Consider the following 23,871-nt stretch of genomic DNA (forward strand, 5'->3'; position numbering starts at 1 on the left):
CCACCCGATCGCGCTACACCGGTGCCGCCGTCGAGCGTCGCCGGCACACCGTCTCCTCCCGCCATACCGGTCGCCTGGCCGCTGGAACGCGGCCGTCCAGGGAAAATGCACGCGCGGGGCCGAACAGCGGGCACACGGAACACTTCCGTTCCGATACTCAGAGGACACCAGGCCTTTCTGCCGTCGGCTGCGGATTCCCTGCGCGAGATGTCACTGCGGAGTGGCTCCAGGGAGGAAGGCATCGTGTCGATCGTGCAAGATCATGGCGGGAGGTCAGCAACGTCGGCGCTGTGGCTGCGACACTGCCCGCAGCGGCCGCGTGCCGCGATCATCACCCTGCACGGAGGACGGGCGGACAGCTACCAGACATCACAGCCCTGGCACCTGGCGGCACTCAGAATGCGCCCGGTGCTCCGCGCCGCGGCATCCGCCGTGCACCTCGACGAAGTCGTTCTGGCACATGTGCGCTACCGACACCGCGGCTGGAACCAGGAGGACCCTCTCAACGACACCTACCGCGCACTGGACGAACTCCAGCAGAGCGCCGGACAGGTGCCGGCCATCCTCATCGGCCACTCCATGGGAGGCAGGGCAGCCCTGCGGGCAGCTTCTCACCCGCAGGTACACGGCGTTCTCGCACTCGCACCATGGCTGCCGCCGTACGAGCCCGCCATGCAGCTCAGCGGAAAACAGGCTGTCGTAGTGCACGGCGAGCGCGACCGGGTGACCAGCCCCCGCGACTCCGCCGACTACATCAAGCGGGCCCGAGCGGCCGGGGCCCGCGCCGGCATCATGCTCATCCGCAACGGTGATCACGCCATGCTCCGCCGCTCCAGCCTCTGGCACCGCACCGTCACCACCGTGGTCACCGACCTCCTGCGCCCGCAGGAGCATCCTGCTGACCTGACCACCGCCAGCTACGCAGCCACCGTCCCCCTCGTGCTGTGAAGGGGCCGGGCGGATTCGTGCGGGATCCGGCTGGGCGCCCAGCCGTCCGGCAGACCGGGCACAGCTCGTGCCGCCGGACGTCGGTGCCGACCGTTCCCCGTCCCCGGCACACCTCGCAGCCCGCGGCCCGCGCCAGGTCGGCGCGGGGAGCCTGGGTATCGAGTTGAGTGACTGAAAGCGATTTTGTTCTTGTTCGTTCGTGACCACGAGATCCGCCGACCAGGGCGGGGCCCGCGACCAGCTCGCCCAGTGGCACGAGCTGCTCGGCGAAGTGCTGCTGGCCACGCCGCACGGCTGGGACGCCTGCGTCGTCGCCCGCCGCGACATCCGCGTCTCGCCGTACCGGATCCTGCCCGCGGACATCACCCGCCCGTGGGAGAGCTGCAAGCGGTGGCGTCGGCATCTCGGGTAGCGGCCCAGGACGCGAGGAGGCGCAGCCCCTCTTCGGAGGGTGAGCCGGGTTCGGCGGTGTAGATGGTGAGGGTGAGGCCGGGTTCGGCGGCCATCTCCAGCCCTTCGTAGGCGAGGGTGAGTTCGCCGACGGCCTGGTGGTGGAAGCGTTTGGTGCCGGTGCCGTGGTGGCGGACGTTGTGCGCGCCCCAACGGGTACGGAAGTCGTCACTGCGGGTGGACAGCTCGCCGACGAGGTCGTGCAGGCCCTTGTCGTGGGGGTTGCGGCCGGCTTCGGTGCGCAGAATCGACACGGCGACGTCGGCAGCCTGGTCCCAGTCCGGGTAGAAGCGGCGGGAAGCAGGGTCCAGGAAGTTGAAGCGGGCCAGGTTGGCCTGGTTACGGGGCGTGGCGTAGACGTCGTCGTAGAACGCGCGGGCGAGCTGGTTCGTGGCGAGCAGGTCCATGCGGCCGTTGCGGACGAAGGCCGGGCCTGCGGTGACGGCGTCCAGGACCCATTGCAGGCTGCGGTGGGGCTTCCACTGGGGGGTACGCCGCCGGGGCCGGATGAGGGCGTCGGAGCCGTCCGCCGCGTGGGCGAGGTTCAGCAGGTGGGCGCGCTCGGCGTCGTCCAGCTGGAGCGCGCGGGCGAGGGCTTCCAGGACGGCCGGGGAGGCGCCGGCGAGGTTGCCGCGTTCCAGTTTGGAGTAGTACTCCACGCTCATGTCGGCCAGCGCGGCGACCTCGCTCCTGCGCAGGCCGGGCACCCGGCGCCGGGTGCCGGAGGGCAGACCCGCCTGCTCGGGGGTGATCTTCGCTCGCCGCGAGGTCAGGAACTCGCGGACCTCTGCTTGGTTGTCCACTCCTTCGACGGTACGTCCCGCACGCGGCGACAGGGATGTACTGGCAGTACACCCCTTGACCGTGCCTCGCTCCGCGCCCCGAGACCGGGTTACCTGGATGACGTGGTGCTTTTCGCCCGGCCGTGAGCCGACCGGACGCGACGCCACCTGGCTCTGCACTCGGCGACGGCCGCTCACCCCCGGTATGTCGCCTCGGCACGCGAAGGAACCCCTCTCATGCGCGGCGCAATGATCTACGCACCCGGCGACATCCGCTTCGAGACGCTGGAAGACCCGAAGATCCTCGATCCGACCGACGCGATCATCCGCACGGCGGTGACCTGTGTGTGCGGCTCGGACCTGTGGCCCTACCGCGGCGCCGAGCCGACGGACGAGCCGCACCCGATGGGCCACGAGTACGTCGGCTTCGTCGAGGAGGTCGGCAGCGAGGTCACCGCGGTCAAGCCGGGGCAGTTCGTGATCGGCTCGTTCGCCACCTCTGACAACACGTGCGCGAACTGCAGGAACGGCTTCCAGTCCAACTGCCTGCACCGCGAATTCATGTCCACCTGCCAGGCCGACTACGTGCGCATCCCCAACGCCCAGGGCACCCTGGTCGCCACCGACCGAGTTCCGGGCAAGGAGCTGTGGCCCAGCCTGCTGGCCGTCTCCGACGTCATGGGAACCGGTTGGTGGGCCGCGGATGCGGCCGAGGTGAAGCCCGGCTCGACCGCCGTGTTGGTCGGAGATGGCGCGGTCGGCCCGTGCGCGGTGATCGCCGCCAAGGAGATGGGCGCGGAGCGGATCATCGCCATGTCCCGCCACGAGAGCCGGCAGAAGCTGGCCCGCGAGTTCGGCGCCACCGACATCGTCGCCGAACGCGGCGAGGAGGGCGTGGCGCGGATCAAGGAGCTGACCGGCGGCATCGGCGCGGACAGTGTGCTGGAGTGCGTCGGCACGGGTGAGGCCATGCGACAGGCCCTGCACTCCGCACGCCCGGGCGGCAACGTCGGCTTCGTCGGCGTCCCTCACGATGTCGCCGTCGACGGCCAGGAGCTGTTCTTCTCCCACGTCGGCCTGCGCGGCGGCCCCGCCCCGGTCCGCCGTTACCTGCCCGACCTCATCGGCCTCGTCCAGTCGGGTCGTATCGACCCGGGCAAGGTCTTCGACCTCACCCTGCCCCTCGACCAGGTCGCCGAGGGCTACAAGGCCATGGACGAGCGCCGCGCCATCAAGACGCTCCTCAAGCCCTGACCAGCCGAGGCAGCGAGGACGGACCCCTGACTGTGTCCTGATCGATCCTTCGGAGGAACCCTTCATGACGACGTTCGCGCTCGTCGGCGCCGGTCCCGGCCTCGGCCTGGCCTGCGTCCGCCGCTTCGGCGCCGCCGGCCACACCGTCGCCCTCCTGGCGCGCAACGCCGAACACCTCGACTCCCTCGTGGCTGAACTGGGCCGAGACGGAATCCAGGCCCGCGGCTACACCGCCGACGTCCTTGGTCCCGATTCCCTCACCACCGCCTTACGGCGGGCCGGTGAGGAGCTGGGGCCGGTGGAGATCCTGCAGTTCAGCCCGGTGCCCCGCGCCGATTTCATGAAGCCGGTCCTGGACACCAGCCCGGCCGACCTCGACGATCCGCTCGGCTTCTCCATCAAGGGCCCGCTGACCTGCGTGAACGCAATCCTTCCCGGGATGCGGGCGATGGGGCGCGGCACGCTGCTGTTCGTCAACGGCGGCAGCGCGGTCCGCCCGCGCCCGGACCGTGCGGGGACCTCGATCGCGTTCGCCGGTGAGAGCGCGTACGCGGCGATGCTGCACGACGCGCTCGCGGGCGAGAACATCCACGCCGCCCAGCTCATCGTGCCCGGAGCCATCAGCCCGGAGTCCGAGCGCTCCAGCCCGAACGTGCCGGCCGAGCGGCTGTATGCGCCGCACACCGATCGGGACGGTTTCCGGCACTACGCCGAACCGATGCCCACCTGAGCCGGAGACCTTCTGCCATGCCCCGCTCCGCCCTGCGCACCTTCGCTCACGCGGTCCCGGCCGCGGCGCTGCTGCCGGCGGTGCCGGCGTGCAGCACCACCACGCCGGCACCGCGCGCACGGCGTCGCCGTCCCAAGGCTCGGCGGGCCGATCCGCGACCGGCCAGCCGACGAGAGAACCCTCCGAGGAGAACAGCGCCATGCGCATCCGCCTCACGATCGACGGCCACAGCGTGGACGCCTCCTTGAACGACAGCGCCACCGCACGGGACTTCGCCGCGCTGCTGCCCCTCACCCTCGCCCTCGACGACTTCCAGGACACCGAACGCGTCGCCGACCTGCCACGCAAGCTGAGCACCGACGGCGCCCCGGCGTCGTCCGAGCCCAAGGCCGGTGACCTGGCCTTCTACGCGCCGTGGGGAAACCTGGCCCTTTTCTACCGCGATGGCCACCCCTCACCGGGCTTGGTCATCCTCGGCCACCTCACCGACCGGGACGACATCACGCGCCTGGCCGACGCCGATCGCGTCGGTATCCAGCGTGCCTCCTGACCCCCGTCCCCCTTCCCAAGGAGAAGTTCCTCGTATGTCCGCTCCCGCCGCTCCCGCGCCGGGCAAGCTGCCCTTCGTCGTGTGGGTGCTCGCTGCCGGCACCTTCCTGATGGGCACCACCGAGTTCGTCATCGCCGGCATCCTCCCGGACATCGCCCCCGACCTCGGCGCCGGCGTCTCCCACGCCGGACTGCTGGTGACGGCCTTCGCCGTCGGGATGATCGTCGGCGGTCCGACCATGGCGCTGGCCACCCTGCGCCTGCCTCAGCGACTCACCCTCGTCCTCGCCCTCGTGGTCTTCGCCGCCGGGCACGTCGTGGCCGCCCTGACCAGCTCCTTCACCGTCGTCCTGGCCGCCCGGTTCGTCACAGCCCTGGCCACCGGCGCATTCTGGGCCGTCGGCTTCGTCATCGCCACCACCGCCGCCGGGCCCAAAAACGCCACCCGAGCCGTCAGCGTGATGATGGGCGGCCTCACCCTGGCCAACGTCGTGGGTGTCCCCATCGGCACCCTGGCCGGACACGTCACCGGCTGGCGGGGACTGTTCTGGGCCCTGGCCGTGCTCGCAGCCCTCGCCGCCGCCGTGATCGGCCGCTTCATCCCCCGAACGGAGCAACACGCCCAGGTGTCCGTGCGGGACGAGATCCGGGCACTGCGCCAGGGCCGGCTGTGGCTGGCACTGGCCTCGGCCGTGCTGATCATGGGCGGGGTTCTGGCCGTCTACACCTACATCACCCCGCTGCTGACCGACCGCGCCGGCATCCCGGACGGTGCCGTGCCCCTGGTGCTGATCGCTTTCGGCGCCGGAGCGCTGGGCGGCACCGCGATCGGCGGCCGGTTCGGCGACCGCCGCCCGATGGCCACGACGATCCCGGCCGCCGCGGCCACCGCGCTGATCCTGCTCGCGCTGATCCCGCTGTCCACCACCCCCGTCGCCACCATCGCCCTGCTCTTCCTCATGGCGCTGGCCGGGTTCACGATCAACCCGGTCGTCACTGCCCTCGCCGTCCGTTCCGCAGGCGACGCCCCCACGCTCACCTCGGCGCTGACCACGTCCGCGTACAACACCGGCATCGCAGCCGGCTCCGCGCTGGCCGGGCAGGCCCTCGCGTCCTCTCTCGGGGTGATCGGGCCCGCGCTGGTCGGTGCCGTCTTCGCGGGCCTGACCCTGCTGCCGCTGATCGCCCTGGCCGTCACCGCCAGGCGTGGGACGACCCGGATCGTCGCCCAAGGCGCCGCTGAAGACCCGACCACGAAACCGCCCGAGACTGCCGAAGCGGCCTCGTCGCCGAGCTGACTCCGGCTGCCTGTCCCGAAACGCTCTCGCACCCGCCAGGAGGCAACTGCATGAATCCCACCTACGACTTCACCGGCCAAGTCGCCTTCGTCACGGGGGCCGGCTCCGGCATGGGCCTGGCCACCGCACGGGCCTTCGCCGCCTCCGGCGCCGCCGTCGCGCTCGCCGACATCGACGAGACGGCCGTGAACCAGGCAGCGAAGGAAATCACCGACACCGGCGGCAAGGCACTCGGCCTGGTCTGCGACGTCACCAACGAGGATCAGGTAGCCGCCGCGATCGACCGCACGGTGGAAACCTTCGGCCGACTCGACATGGCCTACAACAACGCGGGCATCCAGATCCCGCCCGCCGACGCAGCCGACGAATCGGCGGAGATTTTCGACAAGGTCAACGCCATCAACCTGCGCGGCATCTGGGCATCCATGAAGCACGAACTGCGGCACATGCGCACCCAAGGCAGCGGAGCGATCGTCAACTGCTCCTCCCTGGGCGGCCTGGTCGGCATCCCCGGCCGCGCCTCCTACCACGCCTCCAAGCACGGCGTTATCGGGCTGACCGGCAGCGCGGCCCTCGAATACGCGCCGCGCGGCATCCGCATCAACGCGATCTGCCCCGGCACCATCGACACCCCCATGGTCAGCGACATGATCGCCAAGGGAGAACTCGACCGCACCGAAGCCGAAGCGAACCAGCCCATCGGTCGCCTCGGCACCGCAGAGGAAATGGCCCAGGCCGTCCTGTGGCTGTGCAGTCCCGGCGCCGGCTTCGTCATCGGCGTCGCTCTGCCCGTCGACGGCGGCTACGTCGCCCAGTAACCACCGCGACACCCACCCATACGCCCCCTTCCGAGGAGTGACCTCCATGCCGAAGCAGTCAGCCCCCGAGGAACTGCGCGCCCTCGCCCCCAAACTCGTGGACGTCACCAACGACGTCCTCTTCGGTGACATCTGGGAACGCCCCGGCCTGTCCCCACGCGACCGCAGCCTGGTGACCGTCAGCGTCCTGGCCGCCCTCTACCGCAGCGAACAACTTCCCTACCACCTTGGCGTGGCCCTGGAGAACGGCCTCAGCATCGAGGAACTCTCCGAGGCCCTCACCCACCTGGCCTTCTACGCCGGCTGGCCCAACGCCATGACCGCCATCACCCAACTCAAGAAGATCACCGACGAACGCGCCCTCTGACACCAGCGCGCCACCACCCACCCTGCGACGGGAACGGAAGACAACCATGGAACACATCACCTCCACCCCCACCGCCAAAGCCCCGGACGAGCGCTTCACCGGCGACGTCTACCTCAACCCCATCGAGACCCCCACCGACCCCGCCCGCTTCGCCTCCGCCCTGGTCCGCTTCACCCCCGGCGCCCGCACGAGCTGGCACTCCCACGCCAACGGCCAGACCCTCTACATCACCGACGGCATCGGACTGGTCGGCACGCGAGACGGAAACGTCGCACGCGTGAGCGCCGGACAGACCGTCAAGTGCCCGCCCGGCGAGGAGCACTGGCACGGCGCCACCGACACCACGTTCATGGCCCACATCGCCATGGTCGTCGGCGACACCGACGGAGACGGAACCACCTGGCTCGAACCCGTCACCGACGAGCAGTACACCCACGCCCTCAACAGCAAGAACGGGAGCTGACCCGCACCCGCACCTCACGCCACGAGGCCACGGGTGCGCCCAGCGACTCCGGCCGGACCGACTTCGCTGTCAGAGGTCAACTGCTGTCCCGTGTCATCCAATCGAGGCGTTCGGCAGCGAACCCAGTCATTCCGGCCTTTGTGGCGGTGAACCTAGTCGTGCGGGGTGAGCGCGAGAAGGGGCCGTTCCACCCGCCGCCAACGACATCGCAGTTGCCTCACTCGCGGAGATCGGCCGAGTGGATCACACCTCATCCCCGTGCCGGTGACACAACGACCCCGGCGTATACACACCGGGGCCGCCCTTCCGGGTCGTTGCACGTGAGAGTGCACCGGCCCACTCACCAGGGTATACGCAGGATGCCCTTACGGTCATATGGAAGGACATGGCCGCCAAGCGGCCGACCGCCGCACCGGCTCCGCCATGCGCCTGGTGTCCACGGTGAGGTGAAGGCGTGTTCCGCCGTCGGCACCCGCGGGGTAGCTGCGCGCCTCGGTGGCGGCGAAACCACTGCGGAGGACCTCCGCGACATGGCGAGCCGCCCCGGGTCCGCGGCGACGATACGGACCTCCGCGTGCCCGGCTGACGGCAGTTCCGGTGACATCAGGGTGACCCCTTGCTTCGTCAGGAAGACGCGCATCAGGGGCGCCGTGCCGATGGCTGTGACGGCCGCCGCCTCACACCCACCCCCGGCTGGAAGCAGGTCTGCGGCATCAGCGGCTCCCCTCTCGGTGCTCACGGCGTGTGGTGTCGGCCGGAGGGCCGTTCGGCACGGTGGCACGTGGGCTCTTACGGGTCCGCCGACGGATTCCCGGCAGGGCATCGCTGTAGCGGAACGCCCCGATCCTTTCGTCATGCTGCATGTTGAGCCGGTGGATCAGGAACATGCCCGCGATGATCGACAAGATGATCACGGCGACGGTGACGGCTGTCTCCACGTCCTCACCTCCCCGGTGCGGAACTGAAGATCGTGGCTCCGGCCGTCGAAGCGGCTCCGCCGTCGGTCTCCCATTCCTCTTCCCGGCTTCGAGTATCCGTCGCGTCATGGCTGACGGCCTCGTCGGCCATCAGAGCGCTGGCGGTGCGGACACCTCTCGGAACGGTTGCTGCTGCCATCAGCCGCGCGGCGGCGGCCGGGTCCGTCTCCGGAGGGATCACCAGCAGGTCCAGGCGGCCCAGCGTGTAGGAGTGCAGGATGACTTTGTTCGGGTCCTGCTCGGCGGCGAACCAGCCGACACGCACCATGTGCCCCTTGACGGGGACCTTGCGCGGGATGACGGGCCAGTGGGTCGGGTTCACGGTGACGTGGGTGATCCGGCCCCAGCACGCGTCCAGTACCTCTGTCAGAGTGGGGATCTCTTGGAGGAGATCACGGGAGCGGGGCCACCAGGCACCGTCCAGGAGACCTGGAACCGAGCCGGTCGGGGTCAGGGACAACCGGGCCGACGCCGAAGGCAAGCGCTCTTTGATGATCGTAGGTTCGATGGTCGCGGTCATGACGCGGACCTGTCCCCGGCCCTCCTCTTGGAGGCCGGTGTTGTTGCTCACCGGGAACGACACCGACATGGCGGCCGATGTACGAAGTACTCCCGCTCCTTTCACTCTACGCCGCTGCGAGGCCCCGGAACGTAAACGTGAGGGGGCGCTCTTCCGAGAGGCAGCGAGCCGGGAACCACCAGCGAACGCAGTGCGTTGGTCCAGGCGCAGGCCGACACCACCGGCTTCGTCGGCCTGCACCGCTGGGCGGAGATCCTGGAGCGGCACTTCCCACCGCACCTGCCCGACCCGGACCACACCACCGCATAACCCGACCATGCGCCCCGACCACGGCTGGGTCGTCGTAACGGTCCCGGAAATGTCAGTCGCTGAGGGCTTCGTGAAGGGTTTCGCGGCAGTCGATGACGGCCTCGACGCCGACGATCTGCAGGGTGCGCATCACGGATTCGGTGGGTGCGGCCAGGCGCAGCCAGCCGCCGGCCTCGCCGAGGGCGCGGTAGGCGGCGATCAGGATGTTGATGCCGCTGGAGTCCATGAACGTGACCTGGCCCAGGTCGACGACGATGCGGGACCGGGGTACGTCGGTGGCGTCAAGGGCCTGACGGAGTGCGTCGCCGGTGTGGTGGTCGATCTCTCCTGCCAAGGTCACCACGCGGATGCCGTCGGTGGAGGTGGAGACGACCGACAGCTGCCCGTATTGCGCAGCGTGTTCGCTGTCTGTCATCTCTCGCTCAGCCATGTCGGTGATCCTGGCACACCCAGACCCTCGGACGCAGCGGTGCTCTGCGTGGTACAGCTGACGCGAGTGCGTGACGGGAGCCAACACGCATCCCGCGATTCGCGGGCCGCGGACGCCGGCCGGGTCGGGCAGCCCGGCCTGGAGATCGTCATGGCCGTCGCGCAGGACTTCGAGGCGCGCAGCTGGAGCCGGTCGGCAAGCGCGTCACCGCCCGCATCGCCCTCCAGGACGCACCCAGCCCGGCTCGCCGCCACGCCTGAATCCCTGCGGGAGGAGATCCTGGGGCCGATGCCGGCTGCGGGCCGCCCCGGCTCGTGCAATGCCGCTGTCCGCGTCCCGCTGATCTCTCGAAGGCGAAGGGTGAGCGTTCCCGGCGAACTGTGATCGCCGAGCCTTTCCCCTGACGTGCGGCCCGCATCAGTCTCGCCGGGCTGCACTGATGCCCACGGCCGATGCGCGGCCTCACGTGTCGTTACTTCGAGTGGCCGATGCGTCGCATAGTGTGCCGGTCAGGCGTCTGTGCCGTTTCCGTCATCGCGATGTGCTGGGCTCTGCCCACCAACAGCATTCGGGACAGCTGCGGTCCGCAGAAACCCGGCGGCAACCCGGAGCCAGCCACAGTGGCCGGCCCCGGGCAGTCGCGTCAGCCGTCAGCGGTAAGGGAGTCCAGTGAGCGACAAGGAACCGAAGCTGATCTACGGTCAAGGGGCCGAGGCGTGCCCCGAGGGGAACTTCTGTCTCTACCGGGCCAGTAACTTCAACGCGGGCCAGACCCCGGGGCGTGGCGACAAGATCCTGGCCATCCCGATGGGCGCGTACATCAACGACTTCTCCGAGTACGGGTTCGACCACAGCGGTGACGGGGTGAGTGCCGTCGTCAACAACACGGTCGAGGACAACGCCCTCTTCTCGGCCGCCAACCAGCAGGGGCATTCACTGCCGGTGGACCGGGGCACCTCGATCGCCAACCTGCAGCGAGTCCCCATGGCCGGGAGTCCGAACGGCTCCTGGAACGACCAGGCCCAGTCCGCGCTGGCGTCCCGCTTCGTCGGGAACCTGCGCGTCGACCAGGAACTGCGCGGCCACTGGGCGGAAGGCCCGGGGCACATCTACTCCTACCGGCTCACGATGCACGCCGAGGACACCCGCGTCATGAAGTGGGCTGTGGGCTTCGGTGACCTGCCGGAGGGAACCTCGCTGTCCAAGAGCTTCACCGACGCCTTCTGGGGCGAGATCCTCCGCAACGGCACCGACGGCGCCGTCCAGCTCGGCTCCCCCCAAGGTGGCGGACACAGCGTCGATCCCGGCACTGCCCTCCCCATCGACATTCAGGTCCTCTACCCCGACGAAAACCCCGTCCACGAACGCCTCACTGGCCTGCACGCCCAACAACTGGGCTGAACCGACACCCCGTCCACACCAGACTCCACCGGCCGCGTCCGGTGGAGTTCGCCCCCCGACCGGCACGCCGCTGCGGGCCAGGTCCCGACGCAGGACCTCGTGCGTGCGCCGAACGTGAGGGCCGCAGTCACTCCACCTTCGATGGTTGTGGTCAGGGGCGTCGTCGCCCTCCAACCAGAACTCCTCGAGCGGCGGCGCGTAGTCGACGTGGGCCTGGCCGTCGGCCGTCAGCTCTTCGTACCGGGTGCCGCAGCCAGTCAACTGCACCCACGTGGCGACCACGGGGCCGTCGGCGCTCACCGGGTGCTCCGGCCGCGGGCCTCGATCCATGCGGCGAGTGCAAGGACGGCGTCCGGGTCGGCCTGCGCCAGGCGCACCGTGTGGCCCGCGTCGAAGCCCTCCAGCGTCCCGGCCCGCGCCATGGCCCGCAGCAGCGCGCTGTGCGCCCGCACCGCGCGGTGACGGCGTCCAGACCCCTCGGAGGGGCCATGCCGTGGCCCTCCAGGACGCGGAACATCTCGTAGAACTCGCCCTACTCGTTCAGGTAGGCCAGGGCGTAGCCGTCCTCGCGCTCGTGCGGCACGAGCGGGCCTCCGGCGCCGTAGCGCCCCTCGGTCCTGCCGAGCAGGCCGGCCTTCTCCAGAGCCATCAGCATGTGCCGCACCACACTCCTGCTCACCGCTGCGACTGTCGCGCCGACCGCCTCCGCGTGCTCCACAGCCAGCGCCACCCACGACAGCACCGCGGCCACCCCGCACCGCATCACTCACGGCCATGTCGTCCGCCGACTTCGAGGAGGAAGCGGCCCTGCCTAGGTCGGACCGCGAGCCGTACCGCCCGTGGTCGTACGACCTCGACGCAGCAGACTTCTACATCCCGCGTGTTGAGCCGGGCCAGAAGCGGTGGTTCGCCGCCGTCACCCGCTCCGGCAGCAAGAAGCAGTACGCCCGCGTGCTGGTCCTGGCCGAGAACCCGAAGGCCAAGCACCGGGAGATGGTCGCGGCCGTCAACTTCGACGGCCCCGAGCAGCTCCCGGACATCACCTCGGCAACTGCCCGAGGCCGCCGCACCCAAGCCGCCATCGCCACCTACGCCACGCACCTCGCCGAGCAGGGCCACCAGCTGCTGCACGCTGCAAGGCGCCGCTGGTAGAGGCGGCTTCGGTGCGGTCCACCGCACCGACGAAGCGGATGCCTTCTTCGCGGGTGGCGTGGGCCCGCAGGATGTGTTTCAGGCCCATCTTGCGGGCGACGTCCCGCCGGCACCGCGCAGGTCCACGGTTTGTCCGCCCTCCCGCGGGGCGGGAGCCCGCTCGACGACCGTGGCCCGCGTCCCGTGCCGTCCGAGCCAGTGGGCCAGGGCCGGACCAGCGATGCCGGCACCCGCGATCAGCACGTTGTGGTGTGTCATGGCGCTCCCTGTCGGCTTCCTCGTGTTCTCTCCTGCCGGTAGGGGACCGCTCGTCGCATACGGCCCTCCTACCGACTCGGACGCGGGCAAAGCAAGAACGGCCGCGGGGGCGGCGGGCGGAAGGGAGACTCGAGCTCTCCTCGCCGGGTCGGAGTCGGGTGGTTGGGTCTCTTCGGAGGCCGATGAGCCCGTATCGCCCGTTACCCTTCGTGGTGTCGACGGCGTCACATAGCGGGCGCCGAACCACTGGAGGCGACACCACGTGCTGATCGCTCAGCGTCCGTCCCTGACCGAAGAGGTCGTCGACGAGTTCCGCTCCCGTTTCGTGATCGAACCGCTGGAGCCCGGCTTCGGCTACACCCTCGGCAACTCCCTCCGCCGAACACTTCTCTCCTCCATCCCCGGTGCGGCCGTCACCAGCATCCGCATCGACGGCGTTCTGCACGAGTTCACCACCGTGCCGGGCGTCAAGGAGGACGTCACCGACCTGATCCTCAACATCAAGCAGCTGGTCGTGAGCAGCGAGCAGGACGAGCCGGTCGTGATGTACCTGCGCAAGCAGGGCCCGGGTCTGGTCACCGCCGCCGACATCGCGCCCCCGGCCGGTGTCGAGGTGCACAACCCCGACCTCGTCCTCGCCACGCTCAACGGCAAGGGCAAGCTGGAGATGGAGCTGACCGTCGAGCGCGGCCGTGGTTACGTCTCCGCCGTGCAGAACAAGCAGGTGGGCCAGGAGATCGGCCGTATCCCGGTCGACTCCGTCTACTCGCCGGTGCTGAAGGTCACGTACAAGGTCGAGGCGACCCGTGTCGAGCAGCGCACCGACTTCGACAAGCTGATCGTCGACGTCGAGACCAAGCAGGCGATGCGTCCGCGTGACGCCATGGCCTCCGCGGGCAAGACGCTGGTCGAGCTGTTCGGTCTCGCCCGCGAGCTGAACATCGACGCCGAGGGCATCGACATGGGCCCGTCCCCGGTGGACGCCGCACTCGCCGCCGATCTGGTGATGCCGATCGAGGAGCTCGACCTCACCGTCCGTTCGTACAACTGTCTCAAGCGCGAGGGCGTCCACTCCGTGGGTGAGCTCGTCGCCCGCTCCGAGGCCGACCTCCTCGACATCCGCAATTTCGGTGCGAAGTCAATCGACGAGGTCAAGGAAAAGCTCGCCGGCATGGGCCTCGGCCTCAGGGACAGCCCGCCAGGATTCAACCCGCCCGCCGCCGCCGACGCCTTCGGCGCCGACGACGACGTGGACACCGGTTTCGTGGAGACCGAGCAGTACTGAACGCTGTGGTGAATCTTCACGAAGTCCCTGAGGGCCTGTGATGGTGGCTGTATTCCGTGGTGTGTGAGGTATGCGGTTGGGGGCGGGCTGACCTCTGCGGGGCGCCGGGAAACGATACGGATGCGGGCAGCCGAGCTGTGCTGGTGAGCCTGAAATCGGCTCACCAGTGGCACCAGTTGTGGCGGGACGGGGGTCGTGAGGCTCTGGCCTCGCGTGGCCCGAGCGGGTCGCGATGCCGTCTGTCAGGAGATCGAGGGCGTCTCGTGCCGGCCCAGGGTTCCGCACCAGGTGCCGTAGCCGATCGTGAAAGCAAGGCCGCCGACCGATCCGTAGCGCACACCCACGCTCTTCGGGAACTGGGACATCGTGCCGGCCTTCATCCAGTTCGACATGGCGGACGTGCGCAGACCTCCTTCCAGGTCGGCGCAGCCAGGCGCATGTCGTCATAGAAGTGCCACACGTTGGTCTGGTGCGCTGCGAGTATGTCTGCGCGCACTCATCGCCCGACGAGACAGGGTTGAGTCCGTCGGGGGCCGGCAGCCGTCGCCGTTGTAGGTGGAGGCGTAGGAGAACTCGTCGCAGGACTTTGGATCGTTGTTCCTGGGCGTGTTGCCCGGGAGCGTGGTTGTGTCCGGGTTGCCTGATTTTGCAGCCCAATCTGACGGACAGATCACTCGGGTCCACGGCCCGCTGACCGTTGCCGTCGGGTCAGCCGTCGGCGGACAGGCCGGTCAGACCAGCTGCTTCATGAACCGGTTCCAGGTGCGGGCCGAGCCACTCGCACAGCAGGACAGTGGCATCATCCTGGAGGTGGCCGTCGTGGTAGTCGAGGACGGCCTGGATGAGACGGCGCAGAGTCTCCGGGACAGGCAGGCCGTCGGCGTGGTGGCGGACGAGGAAGTCGGTGAAGCGCTCCAGGCCGAATTCCCGACCGCCAGGACGGCGGGCCTCGGTGATGCCGTCGGTGTAGAAGACGATGCGGTCGCCCGGCTGCAACTGCTCCTCGCACACCGTGCTGGGCAGACCTAGGCCGGTGCCCATGGGGTGGGCCGCCGGACAGGAGAGATTGGTGGTCCAGCGGTGGTCGCGGATGATGATCGGCCGGTGGTGGCCACGGTTGACCCACCGCAGGATGCCGGTGCGGGTGTCAAGGGTGGCCAGGATTCCGGTGACGTAGCGCTGGCGGTCGTACTGCTCGATGAGGGCCCTCTCGATTGCCTCGCCCCGGCCGATCAGGCCGGCACCCTGACGGCGTGAATTGCGGCAGGCCGCCAGCGCCAGGGTCGCGGACAGACCGGCGGCGGTGTCGTGGCCCATCGCGTCGAAGATCGACAGGTTGACCAGAGGACCGTCGACGGCGTACTCGAAGATGTCGCCGCTGATTTCGTAGGCCGGCTCCATGGACGCGGAGATCGCCACCCGCCCGTCCGCATAGGTGCGCGGAGACATCAAATTCCACTGCATCTCCGCAGCGAGACTCACCGGTTGTGCGCGTACGAGCTTGGCCAGCGCATCACTGGTCCCCCGCTTGCTGATGATGATCAACGCGAGGAGGCTGGCCAGTGCCTCCATGTCCGCCCGGACGTCGGCGTCGTCGCGGGCGGAGGTCACGTGCAGCAGGCCGATGCGTTCCGTTCCGTCCAGCAGCGGCACCCACCACTGGAACACGCCGTCACCGGCCGGTGCGGCAGGCTGGATGTCGACGTACTGGTAGGCCCGCCCGGCAACCGTGCCCCGGATCGGCAGCACCGCCTCTGCCCCCTGATGCTCCGTGCCTTCTCCCTGGAGCAGGCACAGGACGCTGCGCTGTAGATCCGCCAGGTAGATCAGCACCTGCCGGAAGCCAGCGGCACGTGCGCACTGGGACGCCTTGGCCGGCAGCAACTCGACCGGCATCAGGTGGCTGGCGGCCAGCAGGTCCGCCAGCATCGCCCGCCGGCCCTCACCGGTCCCCTCCATCAACGTGCACCTCCGGTCATCGCCGCCCCACATCCAGGACACCACGCCTCAGGACGCCATGCCTCGGGGCGATACGCCCCCTGGTACTGCCGTCCAGTCATCCCCGGACGACTACCCCGTGATCGGGCTCGCACAGCCCGGACGACGGCGCTGCCGACGCGGACCACGGCAGGCACACGGGCCGGTGGCCGGCGTGCGGCCGGCCGCACGTGGGGGTCACTCGGGTAGACGACGGTCCGGGTGTAAGGCAGGCCGTGGCTGGACGCTGCCCGAACCGGAGTCGGACGAGCGGGAGAACAAACATGGACGCCCCGCTCCGTCACGTCACGCTTATGGAGAACCGTCGCGAGGAGGTGGCACAGGACGTTGTGGAGGTGTGGCGCACCGCACCGCGAACGGTCTCTCATGCGGGCTCGATCATCCGAGCGGCCATCTCGGACGGCGCAGCCCGGCGTGCGGCTGCCACCGGACGTTGATGGAGTGATGACTGTCCATGTCCTCCACTGTCTGGAGAAAGATGATGATGGGTATGCGTAGGGCTGTTGTGGCCACCGCGCTGGCTGCCGCTGCGGTGCTGGCCGGATCCGGCGTGGCTTCGGCCGGCGACGACTCCGGAGACGACGCGGTCCAGCACGTGCTGGACGCGCGGTGCAACGACTTCGTCACCCAGTTCGGTCTGATCAACGTCAACCAGGGCCCGGTCTGTATCGACTTCTGAACGCGTGCCGACGGCGGGCCTCGCACAGTCGGGCGGGCTGAGTACCCGGCGTTGCCGGTTCTCCTCCGCGGCAACGGGCGGCCCGACGGCGATCGAGGCGGACCGTGCGACGCCTGAGCAGCGTGCTGTAGCGATCGCCGGTGACCGTCACGACGCAGAACGGGGCCCGGGCCATGAAGATGGCCCGGGCCCCACTGCGTTTCTGGCGGAGGTCATCTCCCGCGTCCGGTGCCGCGGCACCAACGTGCCCATCGGCGATCATGGGGCGCCACAACGGCTTCCGGCAGGGCGGGACGGGCGGCGGGCGCTTCGTGGACGCCACCGGCTGTCTGCCCCTGAGGAAGCCTCCCCGGACGCTCTCAGCGCCCGCCAGGAGGCGCGAACGCCGGAGAACACGATACGGTGCACAAGGTCTTCTCCAGCGCACCGGGCTAACGGTTCACCCGAGATCACACAGGCGATGGATCATCCCGTCCCGGTCTCCGGGTAACGTCAGGGTATGAGTCATCCGCACCCCGAACTGAAAGCCGCCCCACCCCTTGCCGAGGGAGGGCTGCGGGTCATCGCCCTGGGCGGCCTGGGTGAGATCGGCCGCAACATGACCGTCTTCGAGCACGCCGGCAAACTGCTCATCGTCGACTGCGGCGTGCTGTTCCCCGAGGAGACCCAGCCCGGCGTGGATGTGATCCTGCCGGACTTCACCTCGATCCGGGACCGACTGGACGACGTCGTGGCGGTGGTACTCACCCACGGCCACGAGGACCACATCGGCGGCGTGCCGTACCTGCTGCGCGAGCGGTCGGACATTCCCGTCGTCGGCTCCAAGCTGACACTGGCGTTCCTGGAGGCCAAGCTCAAGGAACACGGCATCCGGCCGCGCACGGTGCGGGTGCGGGAGGGTGACCGGCGCCGCTTCGGGCCCTTCGACTGCGAGTTCGTGGCGGTCAACCACTCCATTCCCGACAGCCTCGCGGTCGCGATCCGTACCGGCGCCGGGATGGTGCTGCACACCGGTGACTTCAAGATGGACCAGTTCCCTCTCGACGACCGCATCACCGATCTGCGCGCTTTCGCCCGCCTCGGTGAGGAGGGCGTGGACCTGTTCCTCACCGACTCCACCAACGCCGAAGTGCCCGGCTTCACCACTTCCGAGCGTGAGCTGAATCCGGCGATCGAGCAGGTGATGCGCACCGCGCCGCGCCGGGTCATCGTCTCCAGCTTCGCCAGCCATGTGCACCGAATCCAGCAGGTCCTGGACGCCGCTCACCAGCACGGCCGCAAGGTCGCCTTCGTCGGCCGGTCGATGGTCCGCAACATGGGCATCGCCCGTGACCTGGGCTATCTGAAGGTCCCGTCCGGTCTGATCGTGAGCACGAAGGAGCTGGAGAAGCTCCCGGACCACAAGATCACTCTGGTGTGCACCGGCTCCCAGGGCGAACCGATGGCCGCGCTGTCACGGATGGCCAACCGCGACCACATGATCCGCATCGGCAAGGGCGACACCGTCCTGCTCGCCAGCTCTCTCATCCCCGGCAACGAGAACGCCATCTACCGGGTGATCAACGGACTCACCCGGTGGGGTGCTCACGTGGTCCACAAGGGCAACGCCAAGGTGCACGTCTCCGGGCACGCCAGCGCCGGCGAACTCGTCTACTGCTACAACATCGTCAAACCCCGCAACGTGATGCCCGTGCACGGCGAATGGCGCCACCTGCGGGCCAACGGCGACCTCGCCATCCGTACGGGCGTCGCCCCCGAGCGGGTCGTCATCGCCGAGGACGGCGTCGTCGTCGACCTGGTCGACGGGCGCGCGTCCATCACCGGCAAGGTCCCCGCCGGCAACGTCTACGTGGACGGCATGGAAGTCGGCGGCGCCACCGAAGCGTCCCTCAAGGACCGCCTCACCCTCGCAGAGGAAGGCGTCGTCACGGTGGTGGCGATCGTCGACGCGGACACCGGCGCCCTCGCGGAGGCCCCCGACTTCCTGGCCCGCGGCTTCGTCCACGACGACACCACCTTCGAGCCGGTCATCCCCGTCATCGAGAAGACCCTGGCCACCGCGGCCGAGGAAGGCGTCGGGGACGCGCGCCAACTCGAACAACTCATCGCCCGCGCCGTGGCGAACTGGGCGTTCCGCGTCCACCGCCGCAAGCCCCTCATCATCCCCGTCATCATCGACGCCTGAGCCACAGCCCGGCAGCACGGTCCCCGACCGGTCGCGGCCCCGCGACCGGTCGGGCACGGGAGTCGGCAGCCGTCCGGCCCCGGGGTGCGAGGCGGCGCAGTCCGCGGTGGCCGAAGCGCTGGAGGCGGCCGGCCACCCCGGCCGCTCCGGGGGTGGGCACCTTCGACGTCGTGATCGACCGGCGCACGGTCCGGCTCCCGTCACCGACGCCATGGATCACGGTGTCGGCGCCGTGCTGCCGGCCACCCCGCCCCTTCGGTAGGCCGGCTCGTGGTGCGCGAACGCGCCGCCCTCTCGTCCTTGCGCGAGCAGTGCGCCGTCCGTGCCGGTCGAGGGCGCTTTCCCTGACCTGCTCCTTGTCCCGACGGTCGCGTCGCGCAGGGCGGGCGGACACCAGCCGGTGCCGGGTCGGCAGGCCGGCTGTGACCGTCGGGAAGGCGGGTCAGTAGGCGGCGAGGGAGATGGCGGCGTAGTGCGCGGTGAACGCTGCCACGGTCAGGGCGTGAAACACCTCGTGGAAGCCGAACCAGCGGGGCGAGGGGTCGGGTCGCTGGAGGGCGTAGACGACCGCGCCCGCGCTGTAGAGGAGGCCGCCCGCCACGATCAGGGCGAGTACGGCCACTCCTCCGGCGTGCAGGAAGTCGGGCAGGTAGCGCACCGGCGCCCACCCGAGGGCCAGGTAGCACGGGGTGTACAGCCAGCGCGGCGCTCCGACCCACAGGACCCGGAACGCGATGCCGGCCAACGCGCCCACCCACACGATCCACAGCAGCACGGACCGCTGTTCCGGCGGGAGGAGGAGCACGGCCAGGGGGGTGGAGGTGCCGGCGATGATCAGGAAGATGTTGGCGTGGTCGAGACGTCGTAGCAGGGCCTCGCCCAGCGGTCCCCAGGTGCCGCGGTGGTAGATGGCGCTCGTGGCGAAGAGCAGCCAGGCGGTGACCGAGTACACGGCGCAGGCCAGGACTGCCTGCGGCGTACGGGCCAGGCAGGTGAGCACGACGCCTGCGATCAGAGCGGCGGGGACCATTCCCGCGTGGAGCCAGCCACGCAGCCTCGGCTTGACCGGTTCGGCCAGGTGGGCCGCCCGCTCCACGAGAGAGGCAACCGAGTGAGCCGTCTCCCCTGCATGGTCGCGCTGTGATCCGCCGGGCAGCCCGGCTTCACGGTGCTCTCCACGCGCCGACGCGACGTGACCATGTTCGACTTCAGCGGCGTCGCGGGCCACATCTCCTCGTCCTCCCCCGGGTTCCCGGGCGTCACTGGCAACCATGCGATCATGCTAGGAGATCTCACCTGGACGACATGACGGGAGGTCGGCCCCGCCCCCCTGGCACGTCGCCGGGCAGGGGCCGGTTCGCCACTGCGGGAACTTCAGCCCCGTTGAGGCTGTCGCCGATTGGGCATGCCGAAGCCGAGTAGATCGGCTCGTCATGGGAACGATCAGGGCTTCCGAACGGGCATCTCCGCTCGCCTACGCGCAAGGATCGCCGATGCTTCCTGAGGTTAGCCGCCAGGTATCCGCCGCCCTGGCCCACCAGTTGGAACTTCAACCGGATCTGGCTTCGCGTCTCGAAGCCGGCCGTCTCGATGTAGAGGGCGTCGCCGGCATCGCAGTCGTCGCAGCGGCCCACTCCGATGGCTATGCGGCCACCTGCCATCTCCTCGGACTGCTGGCCGCGCTGCCTGCCCCCACCAAGGCAGGAGAACGCTTCTGGTCGGACCTGTGGAGGTCCTCGGGCACCGCGTACCTGCTGCCCGTCAACATCAAGGCGCTGGTGCTGCGTTCCCTTGCGGGAGATGGAACCGCGCTGGCCCGGCACATCCTCTCGGCCGTCGATGAGATGACCCCGCCCCAGCGCGTGGCAGCCGGGGAGGTGATCGGTCAAGCCCTCGCCGAGTCCGACCATTTGCCCGACCTCAAGACACAGGTCATCGGAGAGTTGTGGCTCCGAGACCTCGAGCTCACCGCCTGGCGCGTGCTGCACGCGGACCGCAGATGGGACGATCCGGCTGGGCGGCAGGCTTTCGTCGACGCCTGGACGAGCGCCTGACCGTCTGCCTCCCCCGGCCGCACGCACAGCCGCGCGGGGCATGCACCGGCCCCGCGCCTCAACAGATCGGGGGCCGCGCAGCAATGGCTGCGCGGCCCCCGATCCTGTGCACGCCCGGCACGAGAGCAGGCGCCTTCGTCCGGGTGGGCGGCAGGGCCCGCACGGGCGGCGGTCACCGGACGCGGTGCGCGCGCCCTCGGCAGGGCTGCGAGGTCAGGCCGGGTTGATGTTCTCGGCCTGCGGGCCCTTCTGGCCCTGGGTGACGTCGAAGGTCACGGTCTGGCCTTCCTGGAGCTCACGGAAGCCGGAGGAGTTGATCGCGGAGTAGTGCGCGAAGACATCCGGTCCGCCGCCGTCCTGGGCGATGAAACCGAAGCCCTTCTCCGCGTTGAACCACTTCACAGTGCCCGTTGCCATGTCTTATGCCTTCCGGTCGATGAACGCCTCTCACTCCATGTGGCAGGCGGAGGTGATCGCCCTGGTCCCTGCGGCACAGCACAGCAAAAAGCCCACACCAACGGCGCGGGCAAGAGGGAAATCCGAACCACGACAGCTGTCGCAGACGTTACACGCCCACACACCGCGTCACCATAGGAAACGATCACCTTGCACACGGAGACCGCGCGTGCGGTGCCCGCCGGCGCGGACGGGCACGCTCATCTCATGCGGCTGCGGTGGGGTTCGCTGACTCGGCGGCGCGGCGATATTCGGCGTTGATGCGCTGGGCTTCCTCGAGCTGGTCTTCGAGGATGACGATCCGGCAGGCGGCCTCGATGGGGGTGCCCCGGTCGACGAGTTCCCGGGCGCGGGCTGCCATGCGCAGCTGGTAGCGGGAGTAGCGGCGGTGGCCGCCTGCGGAGCGGAGCGGGGTGATGAGGCGGGCTTCGCCGATGGCACGGAGGAAGCCCTGGGTGGTGCCGAGCATCTCGGCGGCCCGGCCCATGGTGTAGGCGGGGTAGTCGTCGTCATCGAGACGGCCGAACGAGTCGTCCGCGGTCATTGCACCTCTCTGTGGAGCGCGTAGAGGGGCCCTGGTGCCGTACGGCACCAGGGCCCCGAAGGAACTGCTACACCATCGGCCGGCCCTGATACTGCGCCGGTCCTCTGTTTCCGCAGACCCGACCTGAACGTCGTCGGGGGCGTGGGGATCGCGGTTGCTCGACCGGAGACCACCTCACTATCGATGTCCTGCGGTACCCGGGTCCAGGACTTCCTCCCGGGCGATCCTGATGGCGCGGTGCTCCTCCGTTCTTCCCTCTTGACCAGCTACTCACTAACGGGAACTGCGTACTGCCGGTACTGCGAACCGCACTTACGGAACTGCTACTGCACTACTGCTCATGGCGGCCCCTGATCACTGCGGGCCACCCGGTCCGGTCGTCAGTCCCGTCACCGTCCTGCAACCGCTCTGGCTCCGGAACTCCACCACCGCACCGTCCTGCGCACGGCAACTGCGTGTAATACGGTCCGGCAGTTCGTCTCTGCCGGGCCTCGCTCGATCTCGACTACGAGAGAAACCATAACCACACCACGACCCAATGTCTACCTTGGCGAGCACAGATTTCCGCGCGTTCGAGGATGAGGTAATCCGCTGCGACCGGTCCATGGCTGGATCGATCAGCTCCGAAGCCCGGTCCGGCGCGCTGAGTGACCCACAGCCGGGGACGGTGCCGGCCGGAGCGAGAAGTCGGCCGGCGCTATGGTCAACCGCCCCGCCCGCGCCGCCGCGGCACCCGCCGGGCCTGCGGTGGCGAGACCGTGAGCGCCTGCAATCAGATGTCTCCGACCGACAGTGACCGGGGTGCTGCCTCACCGGTCGACCGGCCCCCGACGCAATGGGAGGACGGGGTGTCGGACGTGTTGACGGATCCCGCCTGCCTGGGGAAGTTCTCCGCAGTCTTCGGCACTCCCGCGGAGAAGGACGGGCCGCCCACTCATCTGCGCTTCCCTGTCGCCCGGATCCTGGAGGGCCCAGTGGGGATCCCGGAGACGGGCGGGATGTACCGGTTGGCGATCGAGGACGTCAGCGCCTGGACGTCGGCGACTCCAGCGATTCCGACCATTGAGCGGGCACCGCGGCGGGGGCCGGTCGCACGCAGTGTGGGTCCGGCCGGCGCGCGCCGGCTGGACCCACACTGTTGTTCGGGTGTCGTCTCGTGCCTGTCCTGCCGGTCAGGCGGGAACGGGGGTGCCGAGCATCGCGGAAGCCCGCTCGAGCGAGCCGAGGACGGGCACGGGTGCGGCCTTGGAGAGGGTGCGGCAGGTGAAGCCGAGCCGTGCCATGGCCCGGAAGACCTCGGCGGCGCTGAAGTCGCGGCGGTCCTGGCGGGTGATGACCTGGCCGACTTGCTTGACGGGATAGTGACGGCGGCCGATGATCACCGATTCGCCGGTGACCGGTTCGGGCTTGACGCCCTTCATCGATTCCAGCACGCCACTCTTGGTGAGCTCGAAGGGGAAGCGGGCGATGACGCAGCGCATGAGGCCTCACAGAGAGAAGGGGAGAACGGTCCGAGCACGGTGAGGCGTTTCAGCGGGCGAGGGCGAGGATGCCCAGCGCGCTGCCTTGCTCGTCGACCACCGGCAGGGCGCCGAGTCGACGGGTGCGCATCGCGTGCTCGGCTTCGGCCGTCGTGGTCACGGGTGAGGTGAACGAGCCGAGGCCGCCGAGGATGTCGCGCGGGCGGACACGGTCCGTGTAGTCGGAGCGTGCCTCCTGCGAGACGGATCAGCTTCCTGATCACGAAGGTTCTAGGCTGCCGCGTCGAAGACGGACCGGCGTGCGGGGGCACGCCGGGCCGACTGCGAGGGGCGTCCACGCCGGGAGCGGGAGCCGGTGCCGCGCGCCGGGCGTTCGGTCACCGGCGCCGTGATGACGACCGGGATGCCGGAGGGGGTCTGCGCGCCGGTGATGCGGTTCAGTTCCGCCTCTCCGGGCCGGACCTGGGTGATCTGCGGGAGGAT

Annotated in this window: 26 protein-coding genes and 7 pseudogenes; 17 read left to right on the plus strand and 16 right to left on the minus strand. The window is 69.5% G+C overall.

The window, feature by feature from the left end:
- The first annotated feature begins 336 nt into the window (after positions 1-336).
- Positions 337-948 carry an alpha/beta fold hydrolase gene (locus tag ABZ117_RS31115; RefSeq protein WP_356825626.1) on the plus strand — a complete coding sequence of 204 codons (612 nt, stop codon included), beginning with the start codon at positions 337-339 and terminating at the stop codon, positions 946-948.
- Between the two features lie 217 nt (positions 949-1,165).
- A pseudogene (locus tag ABZ117_RS31120) lies at positions 1,166-1,351 on the plus strand (hypothetical protein); the annotation flags it as partial.
- Here ABZ117_RS31120 and ABZ117_RS31125 read toward each other — a convergent pair.
- A complete protein-coding gene (locus ABZ117_RS31125) occupies positions 1,311-2,201 on the minus strand; it encodes a helix-turn-helix transcriptional regulator (RefSeq protein ID WP_356825578.1) in 891 nt (296 codons plus the stop codon). The pseudogene ABZ117_RS31120 and the gene ABZ117_RS31125 sit on opposite strands and share 41 nt — an antisense overlap.
- A gap of 216 nt (positions 2,202-2,417) precedes the next feature.
- On the opposite strand from ABZ117_RS31125, the gene ABZ117_RS31130 reads away from it, so the two are divergent.
- The 7 genes from ABZ117_RS31130 to ABZ117_RS31160 all read left to right on the plus strand — a co-directional run bounded on the left by ABZ117_RS31130 (position 2,418) and on the right by ABZ117_RS31160 (position 7,659).
- Positions 2,418-3,434, plus strand: a complete 1,017-nt coding sequence (locus ABZ117_RS31130; RefSeq protein WP_356825580.1) for a zinc-dependent alcohol dehydrogenase family protein — start codon at positions 2,418-2,420, stop codon at positions 3,432-3,434.
- A gap of 64 nt (positions 3,435-3,498) precedes the next feature.
- A complete protein-coding gene (locus ABZ117_RS31135; protein WP_356825582.1) occupies positions 3,499-4,164 on the plus strand; it encodes an SDR family NAD(P)-dependent oxidoreductase in 666 nt (221 codons plus the stop codon).
- 199 nt (positions 4,165-4,363) lie between these two features.
- Positions 4,364-4,714: a cyclophilin-like fold protein gene (locus ABZ117_RS31140; RefSeq protein WP_356825584.1), complete on the plus strand. Its 351-nt coding sequence runs from the start codon at positions 4,364-4,366 to the stop codon at positions 4,712-4,714.
- A 34-nt stretch (positions 4,715-4,748) separates the two neighbouring features.
- On the plus strand, positions 4,749-6,011 hold the full coding sequence (locus ABZ117_RS31145) for an MFS transporter (protein ID WP_356825586.1): 1,263 nt from the start codon (positions 4,749-4,751) through the stop codon (positions 6,009-6,011).
- A 50-nt stretch (positions 6,012-6,061) separates the two neighbouring features.
- A complete protein-coding gene (locus ABZ117_RS31150; RefSeq protein WP_356825588.1) occupies positions 6,062-6,829 on the plus strand; it encodes a glucose 1-dehydrogenase in 768 nt (255 codons plus the stop codon).
- A gap of 46 nt (positions 6,830-6,875) precedes the next feature.
- Positions 6,876-7,196, plus strand: a complete 321-nt coding sequence (locus tag ABZ117_RS31155) for a carboxymuconolactone decarboxylase family protein (protein ID WP_356825590.1) — start codon at positions 6,876-6,878, stop codon at positions 7,194-7,196.
- A gap of 46 nt (positions 7,197-7,242) precedes the next feature.
- Positions 7,243-7,659: a cupin domain-containing protein gene (locus ABZ117_RS31160; protein WP_356825592.1), complete on the plus strand. Its 417-nt coding sequence runs from the start codon at positions 7,243-7,245 to the stop codon at positions 7,657-7,659.
- A 371-nt stretch (positions 7,660-8,030) separates the two neighbouring features.
- Here ABZ117_RS31160 and ABZ117_RS31165 read toward each other — a convergent pair.
- From ABZ117_RS31165 to ABZ117_RS31180, 4 genes and pseudogenes are all read right to left on the minus strand, one after another.
- Positions 8,031-8,263 (minus strand): annotated as a pseudogene (locus ABZ117_RS31165) (hypothetical protein).
- A 109-nt stretch (positions 8,264-8,372) separates the two neighbouring features.
- Positions 8,373-8,597, minus strand: a complete 225-nt coding sequence (locus tag ABZ117_RS31170) for a hypothetical protein (protein WP_356825594.1) — start codon at positions 8,595-8,597, stop codon at positions 8,373-8,375.
- Between the two features lie 4 nt (positions 8,598-8,601).
- On the minus strand, positions 8,602-9,156 hold the full coding sequence (locus ABZ117_RS31175; protein WP_356825628.1) for a DUF5994 family protein: 555 nt from the start codon (positions 9,154-9,156) through the stop codon (positions 8,602-8,604).
- 361 nt (positions 9,157-9,517) lie between these two features.
- Positions 9,518-9,895, minus strand: a complete 378-nt coding sequence (locus ABZ117_RS31180) for an STAS domain-containing protein (RefSeq protein WP_356825596.1) — start codon at positions 9,893-9,895, stop codon at positions 9,518-9,520.
- Positions 9,896-9,997: 102 nt separating this feature from the next.
- Here ABZ117_RS31180 and ABZ117_RS31185 point away from each other — a divergent pair.
- Both ABZ117_RS31185 and ABZ117_RS31190 read left to right on the plus strand, forming a co-directional pair.
- Positions 9,998-10,155, plus strand: a pseudogene (locus ABZ117_RS31185) (ATP-binding protein); the annotation flags it as partial.
- A gap of 409 nt (positions 10,156-10,564) precedes the next feature.
- Positions 10,565-11,296: a hypothetical protein gene (locus ABZ117_RS31190; RefSeq protein WP_356825598.1), complete on the plus strand. Its 732-nt coding sequence runs from the start codon at positions 10,565-10,567 to the stop codon at positions 11,294-11,296.
- Positions 11,297-11,592: 296 nt separating this feature from the next.
- Here ABZ117_RS31190 and ABZ117_RS31195 read toward each other — a convergent pair whose 3' ends face one another.
- Both ABZ117_RS31195 and ABZ117_RS31200 read right to left on the minus strand, forming a co-directional pair.
- A complete protein-coding gene (locus ABZ117_RS31195) occupies positions 11,593-11,748 on the minus strand; it encodes a hypothetical protein (protein ID WP_356825600.1) in 156 nt (51 codons plus the stop codon).
- Positions 11,749-11,828: 80 nt separating this feature from the next.
- Positions 11,829-11,975, minus strand: a complete 147-nt coding sequence (locus ABZ117_RS31200; RefSeq protein WP_356825602.1) for a hypothetical protein — start codon at positions 11,973-11,975, stop codon at positions 11,829-11,831.
- A 95-nt stretch (positions 11,976-12,070) separates the two neighbouring features.
- On the opposite strand from ABZ117_RS31200, the gene ABZ117_RS31205 reads away from it, so the two are divergent.
- Positions 12,071-12,448, plus strand: a complete 378-nt coding sequence (locus ABZ117_RS31205) for a hypothetical protein (RefSeq protein WP_356825604.1) — start codon at positions 12,071-12,073, stop codon at positions 12,446-12,448.
- Between the two features lie 79 nt (positions 12,449-12,527).
- Here the strand turns inward: ABZ117_RS31205 and ABZ117_RS31210 are convergent.
- Positions 12,528-12,706, minus strand: a pseudogene (locus ABZ117_RS31210) (FAD-dependent monooxygenase); the annotation flags it as partial.
- 262 nt (positions 12,707-12,968) lie between these two features.
- On the opposite strand from ABZ117_RS31210, the gene ABZ117_RS31215 reads away from it, so the two are divergent.
- Positions 12,969-13,991: a DNA-directed RNA polymerase subunit alpha gene (locus tag ABZ117_RS31215; protein WP_356825606.1), complete on the plus strand. Its 1,023-nt coding sequence runs from the start codon at positions 12,969-12,971 to the stop codon at positions 13,989-13,991.
- A 242-nt stretch (positions 13,992-14,233) separates the two neighbouring features.
- Here the strand turns inward: ABZ117_RS31215 and ABZ117_RS31220 are convergent, their stop codons facing one another.
- Both ABZ117_RS31220 and ABZ117_RS31225 read right to left on the minus strand, forming a co-directional pair.
- On the minus strand, positions 14,234-14,383 hold the full coding sequence (locus ABZ117_RS31220) for a hypothetical protein (RefSeq protein WP_356825608.1): 150 nt from the start codon (positions 14,381-14,383) through the stop codon (positions 14,234-14,236).
- Between the two features lie 316 nt (positions 14,384-14,699).
- On the minus strand, positions 14,700-15,950 hold the full coding sequence (locus ABZ117_RS31225; protein WP_356825610.1) for a PP2C family protein-serine/threonine phosphatase: 1,251 nt from the start codon (positions 15,948-15,950) through the stop codon (positions 14,700-14,702).
- 529 nt (positions 15,951-16,479) lie between these two features.
- Here ABZ117_RS31225 and ABZ117_RS31230 point away from each other — a divergent pair.
- Positions 16,480-16,668, plus strand: coding sequence for a hypothetical protein (locus tag ABZ117_RS31230; RefSeq protein WP_356825612.1), 189 nt, complete (start codon positions 16,480-16,482; stop codon positions 16,666-16,668).
- A 499-nt stretch (positions 16,669-17,167) separates the two neighbouring features.
- Entirely contained in the window at positions 17,168-18,853 is a 1,686-nt protein-coding gene (locus ABZ117_RS31235; RefSeq protein ID WP_356825614.1) for a ribonuclease J, read from the plus strand.
- 442 nt (positions 18,854-19,295) lie between these two features.
- On the opposite strand, the gene ABZ117_RS31240 is transcribed toward ABZ117_RS31235, so the two are convergent.
- Positions 19,296-19,949: a hemolysin III family protein gene (locus ABZ117_RS31240; protein WP_356825616.1), complete on the minus strand. Its 654-nt coding sequence runs from the start codon at positions 19,947-19,949 to the stop codon at positions 19,296-19,298.
- A 397-nt stretch (positions 19,950-20,346) separates the two neighbouring features.
- On the opposite strand from ABZ117_RS31240, the gene ABZ117_RS31245 reads away from it, so the two are divergent.
- Positions 20,347-20,907, plus strand: a complete 561-nt coding sequence (locus ABZ117_RS31245) for a hypothetical protein (protein ID WP_356825618.1) — start codon at positions 20,347-20,349, stop codon at positions 20,905-20,907.
- Between the two features lie 213 nt (positions 20,908-21,120).
- Here the strand turns inward: ABZ117_RS31245 and ABZ117_RS31250 are convergent, their stop codons facing one another.
- A complete protein-coding gene (locus ABZ117_RS31250) occupies positions 21,121-21,324 on the minus strand; it encodes a cold-shock protein (RefSeq protein ID WP_030224583.1) in 204 nt (67 codons plus the stop codon).
- Positions 21,325-21,568: 244 nt separating this feature from the next.
- Positions 21,569-21,907, minus strand: coding sequence for a MerR family transcriptional regulator (locus tag ABZ117_RS31255; RefSeq protein WP_356825620.1), 339 nt, complete (start codon positions 21,905-21,907; stop codon positions 21,569-21,571).
- An 848-nt stretch (positions 21,908-22,755) separates the two neighbouring features.
- On the opposite strand from ABZ117_RS31255, the pseudogene ABZ117_RS31260 reads away from it, so the two are divergent.
- Positions 22,756-22,973 (plus strand): annotated as a pseudogene (locus tag ABZ117_RS31260) (hypothetical protein); the annotation flags it as partial.
- 106 nt (positions 22,974-23,079) lie between these two features.
- Here the strand turns inward: ABZ117_RS31260 and ABZ117_RS31265 are convergent.
- The 3 genes and pseudogenes from ABZ117_RS31265 to ABZ117_RS31275 all read right to left on the minus strand — a co-directional run.
- Positions 23,080-23,388 (minus strand): SCO5918 family protein, encoded by a 309-nt coding sequence (locus ABZ117_RS31265; protein ID WP_356825622.1) that lies wholly within the window; start codon positions 23,386-23,388, stop codon positions 23,080-23,082.
- Positions 23,389-23,437: 49 nt separating this feature from the next.
- Positions 23,438-23,614: pseudogene (locus ABZ117_RS31270) on the minus strand (CBS domain-containing protein); the annotation flags it as partial.
- A 44-nt stretch (positions 23,615-23,658) separates the two neighbouring features.
- Positions 23,659-23,871, minus strand: a pseudogene (locus ABZ117_RS31275) (ATP-dependent helicase); the annotation flags it as partial.

The organism is Streptomyces sp. NPDC006309 (genome assembly GCF_040613095.1).
Lineage (GTDB): Bacteria > Actinomycetota > Actinomycetes > Streptomycetales > Streptomycetaceae > Streptomyces.

Excerpts from the sequence above, each read along its gene's own strand:
- ABZ117_RS31130 (WP_356825580.1), top strand. The coding sequence starts at position 2,418 with ATGCGCGGCGCAATGATCTACGCACCCGGCGACATCCGCTTCGAGACG.
- ABZ117_RS31135 (WP_356825582.1), top strand. The coding sequence starts at position 3,499 with ATGACGACGTTCGCGCTCGTCGGCGCCGGTCCCGGCCTCGGCCTGGCC.
- ABZ117_RS31140 (WP_356825584.1), top strand. The coding sequence starts at position 4,364 with ATGCGCATCCGCCTCACGATCGACGGCCACAGCGTGGACGCCTCCTTG.
- ABZ117_RS31145 (WP_356825586.1), top strand. The coding sequence starts at position 4,749 with ATGTCCGCTCCCGCCGCTCCCGCGCCGGGCAAGCTGCCCTTCGTCGTG.
- ABZ117_RS31150 (WP_356825588.1), top strand. The coding sequence starts at position 6,062 with ATGAATCCCACCTACGACTTCACCGGCCAAGTCGCCTTCGTCACGGGG.
- ABZ117_RS31155 (WP_356825590.1), top strand. The coding sequence starts at position 6,876 with ATGCCGAAGCAGTCAGCCCCCGAGGAACTGCGCGCCCTCGCCCCCAAA.
- ABZ117_RS31160 (WP_356825592.1), top strand. The coding sequence starts at position 7,243 with ATGGAACACATCACCTCCACCCCCACCGCCAAAGCCCCGGACGAGCGC.
- ABZ117_RS31175 (WP_356825628.1), bottom strand. The coding sequence starts at position 9,156 with ATGACCGCGACCATCGAACCTACGATCATCAAAGAGCGCTTGCCTTCG.
- ABZ117_RS31180 (WP_356825596.1), bottom strand. The coding sequence starts at position 9,895 with ATGGCTGAGCGAGAGATGACAGACAGCGAACACGCTGCGCAATACGGG.
- ABZ117_RS31205 (WP_356825604.1), top strand. The coding sequence starts at position 12,071 with ATGTCGTCCGCCGACTTCGAGGAGGAAGCGGCCCTGCCTAGGTCGGAC.
- ABZ117_RS31220 (WP_356825608.1), bottom strand. The coding sequence starts at position 14,383 with ATGTCGAACTGGATGAAGGCCGGCACGATGTCCCAGTTCCCGAAGAGC.
- ABZ117_RS31225 (WP_356825610.1), bottom strand. The coding sequence starts at position 15,950 with ATGGAGGGGACCGGTGAGGGCCGGCGGGCGATGCTGGCGGACCTGCTG.
- ABZ117_RS31230 (WP_356825612.1), top strand. The coding sequence starts at position 16,480 with ATGCGTAGGGCTGTTGTGGCCACCGCGCTGGCTGCCGCTGCGGTGCTG.
- ABZ117_RS31235 (WP_356825614.1), top strand. The coding sequence starts at position 17,168 with ATGAGTCATCCGCACCCCGAACTGAAAGCCGCCCCACCCCTTGCCGAG.
- ABZ117_RS31245 (WP_356825618.1), top strand. The coding sequence starts at position 20,347 with ATGCTTCCTGAGGTTAGCCGCCAGGTATCCGCCGCCCTGGCCCACCAG.
- ABZ117_RS31250 (WP_030224583.1), bottom strand. The coding sequence starts at position 21,324 with ATGGCAACGGGCACTGTGAAGTGGTTCAACGCGGAGAAGGGCTTCGGT.
- ABZ117_RS31255 (WP_356825620.1), bottom strand. The coding sequence starts at position 21,907 with ATGACCGCGGACGACTCGTTCGGCCGTCTCGATGACGACGACTACCCC.
- ABZ117_RS31265 (WP_356825622.1), bottom strand. The coding sequence starts at position 23,388 with ATGCGCTGCGTCATCGCCCGCTTCCCCTTCGAGCTCACCAAGAGTGGC.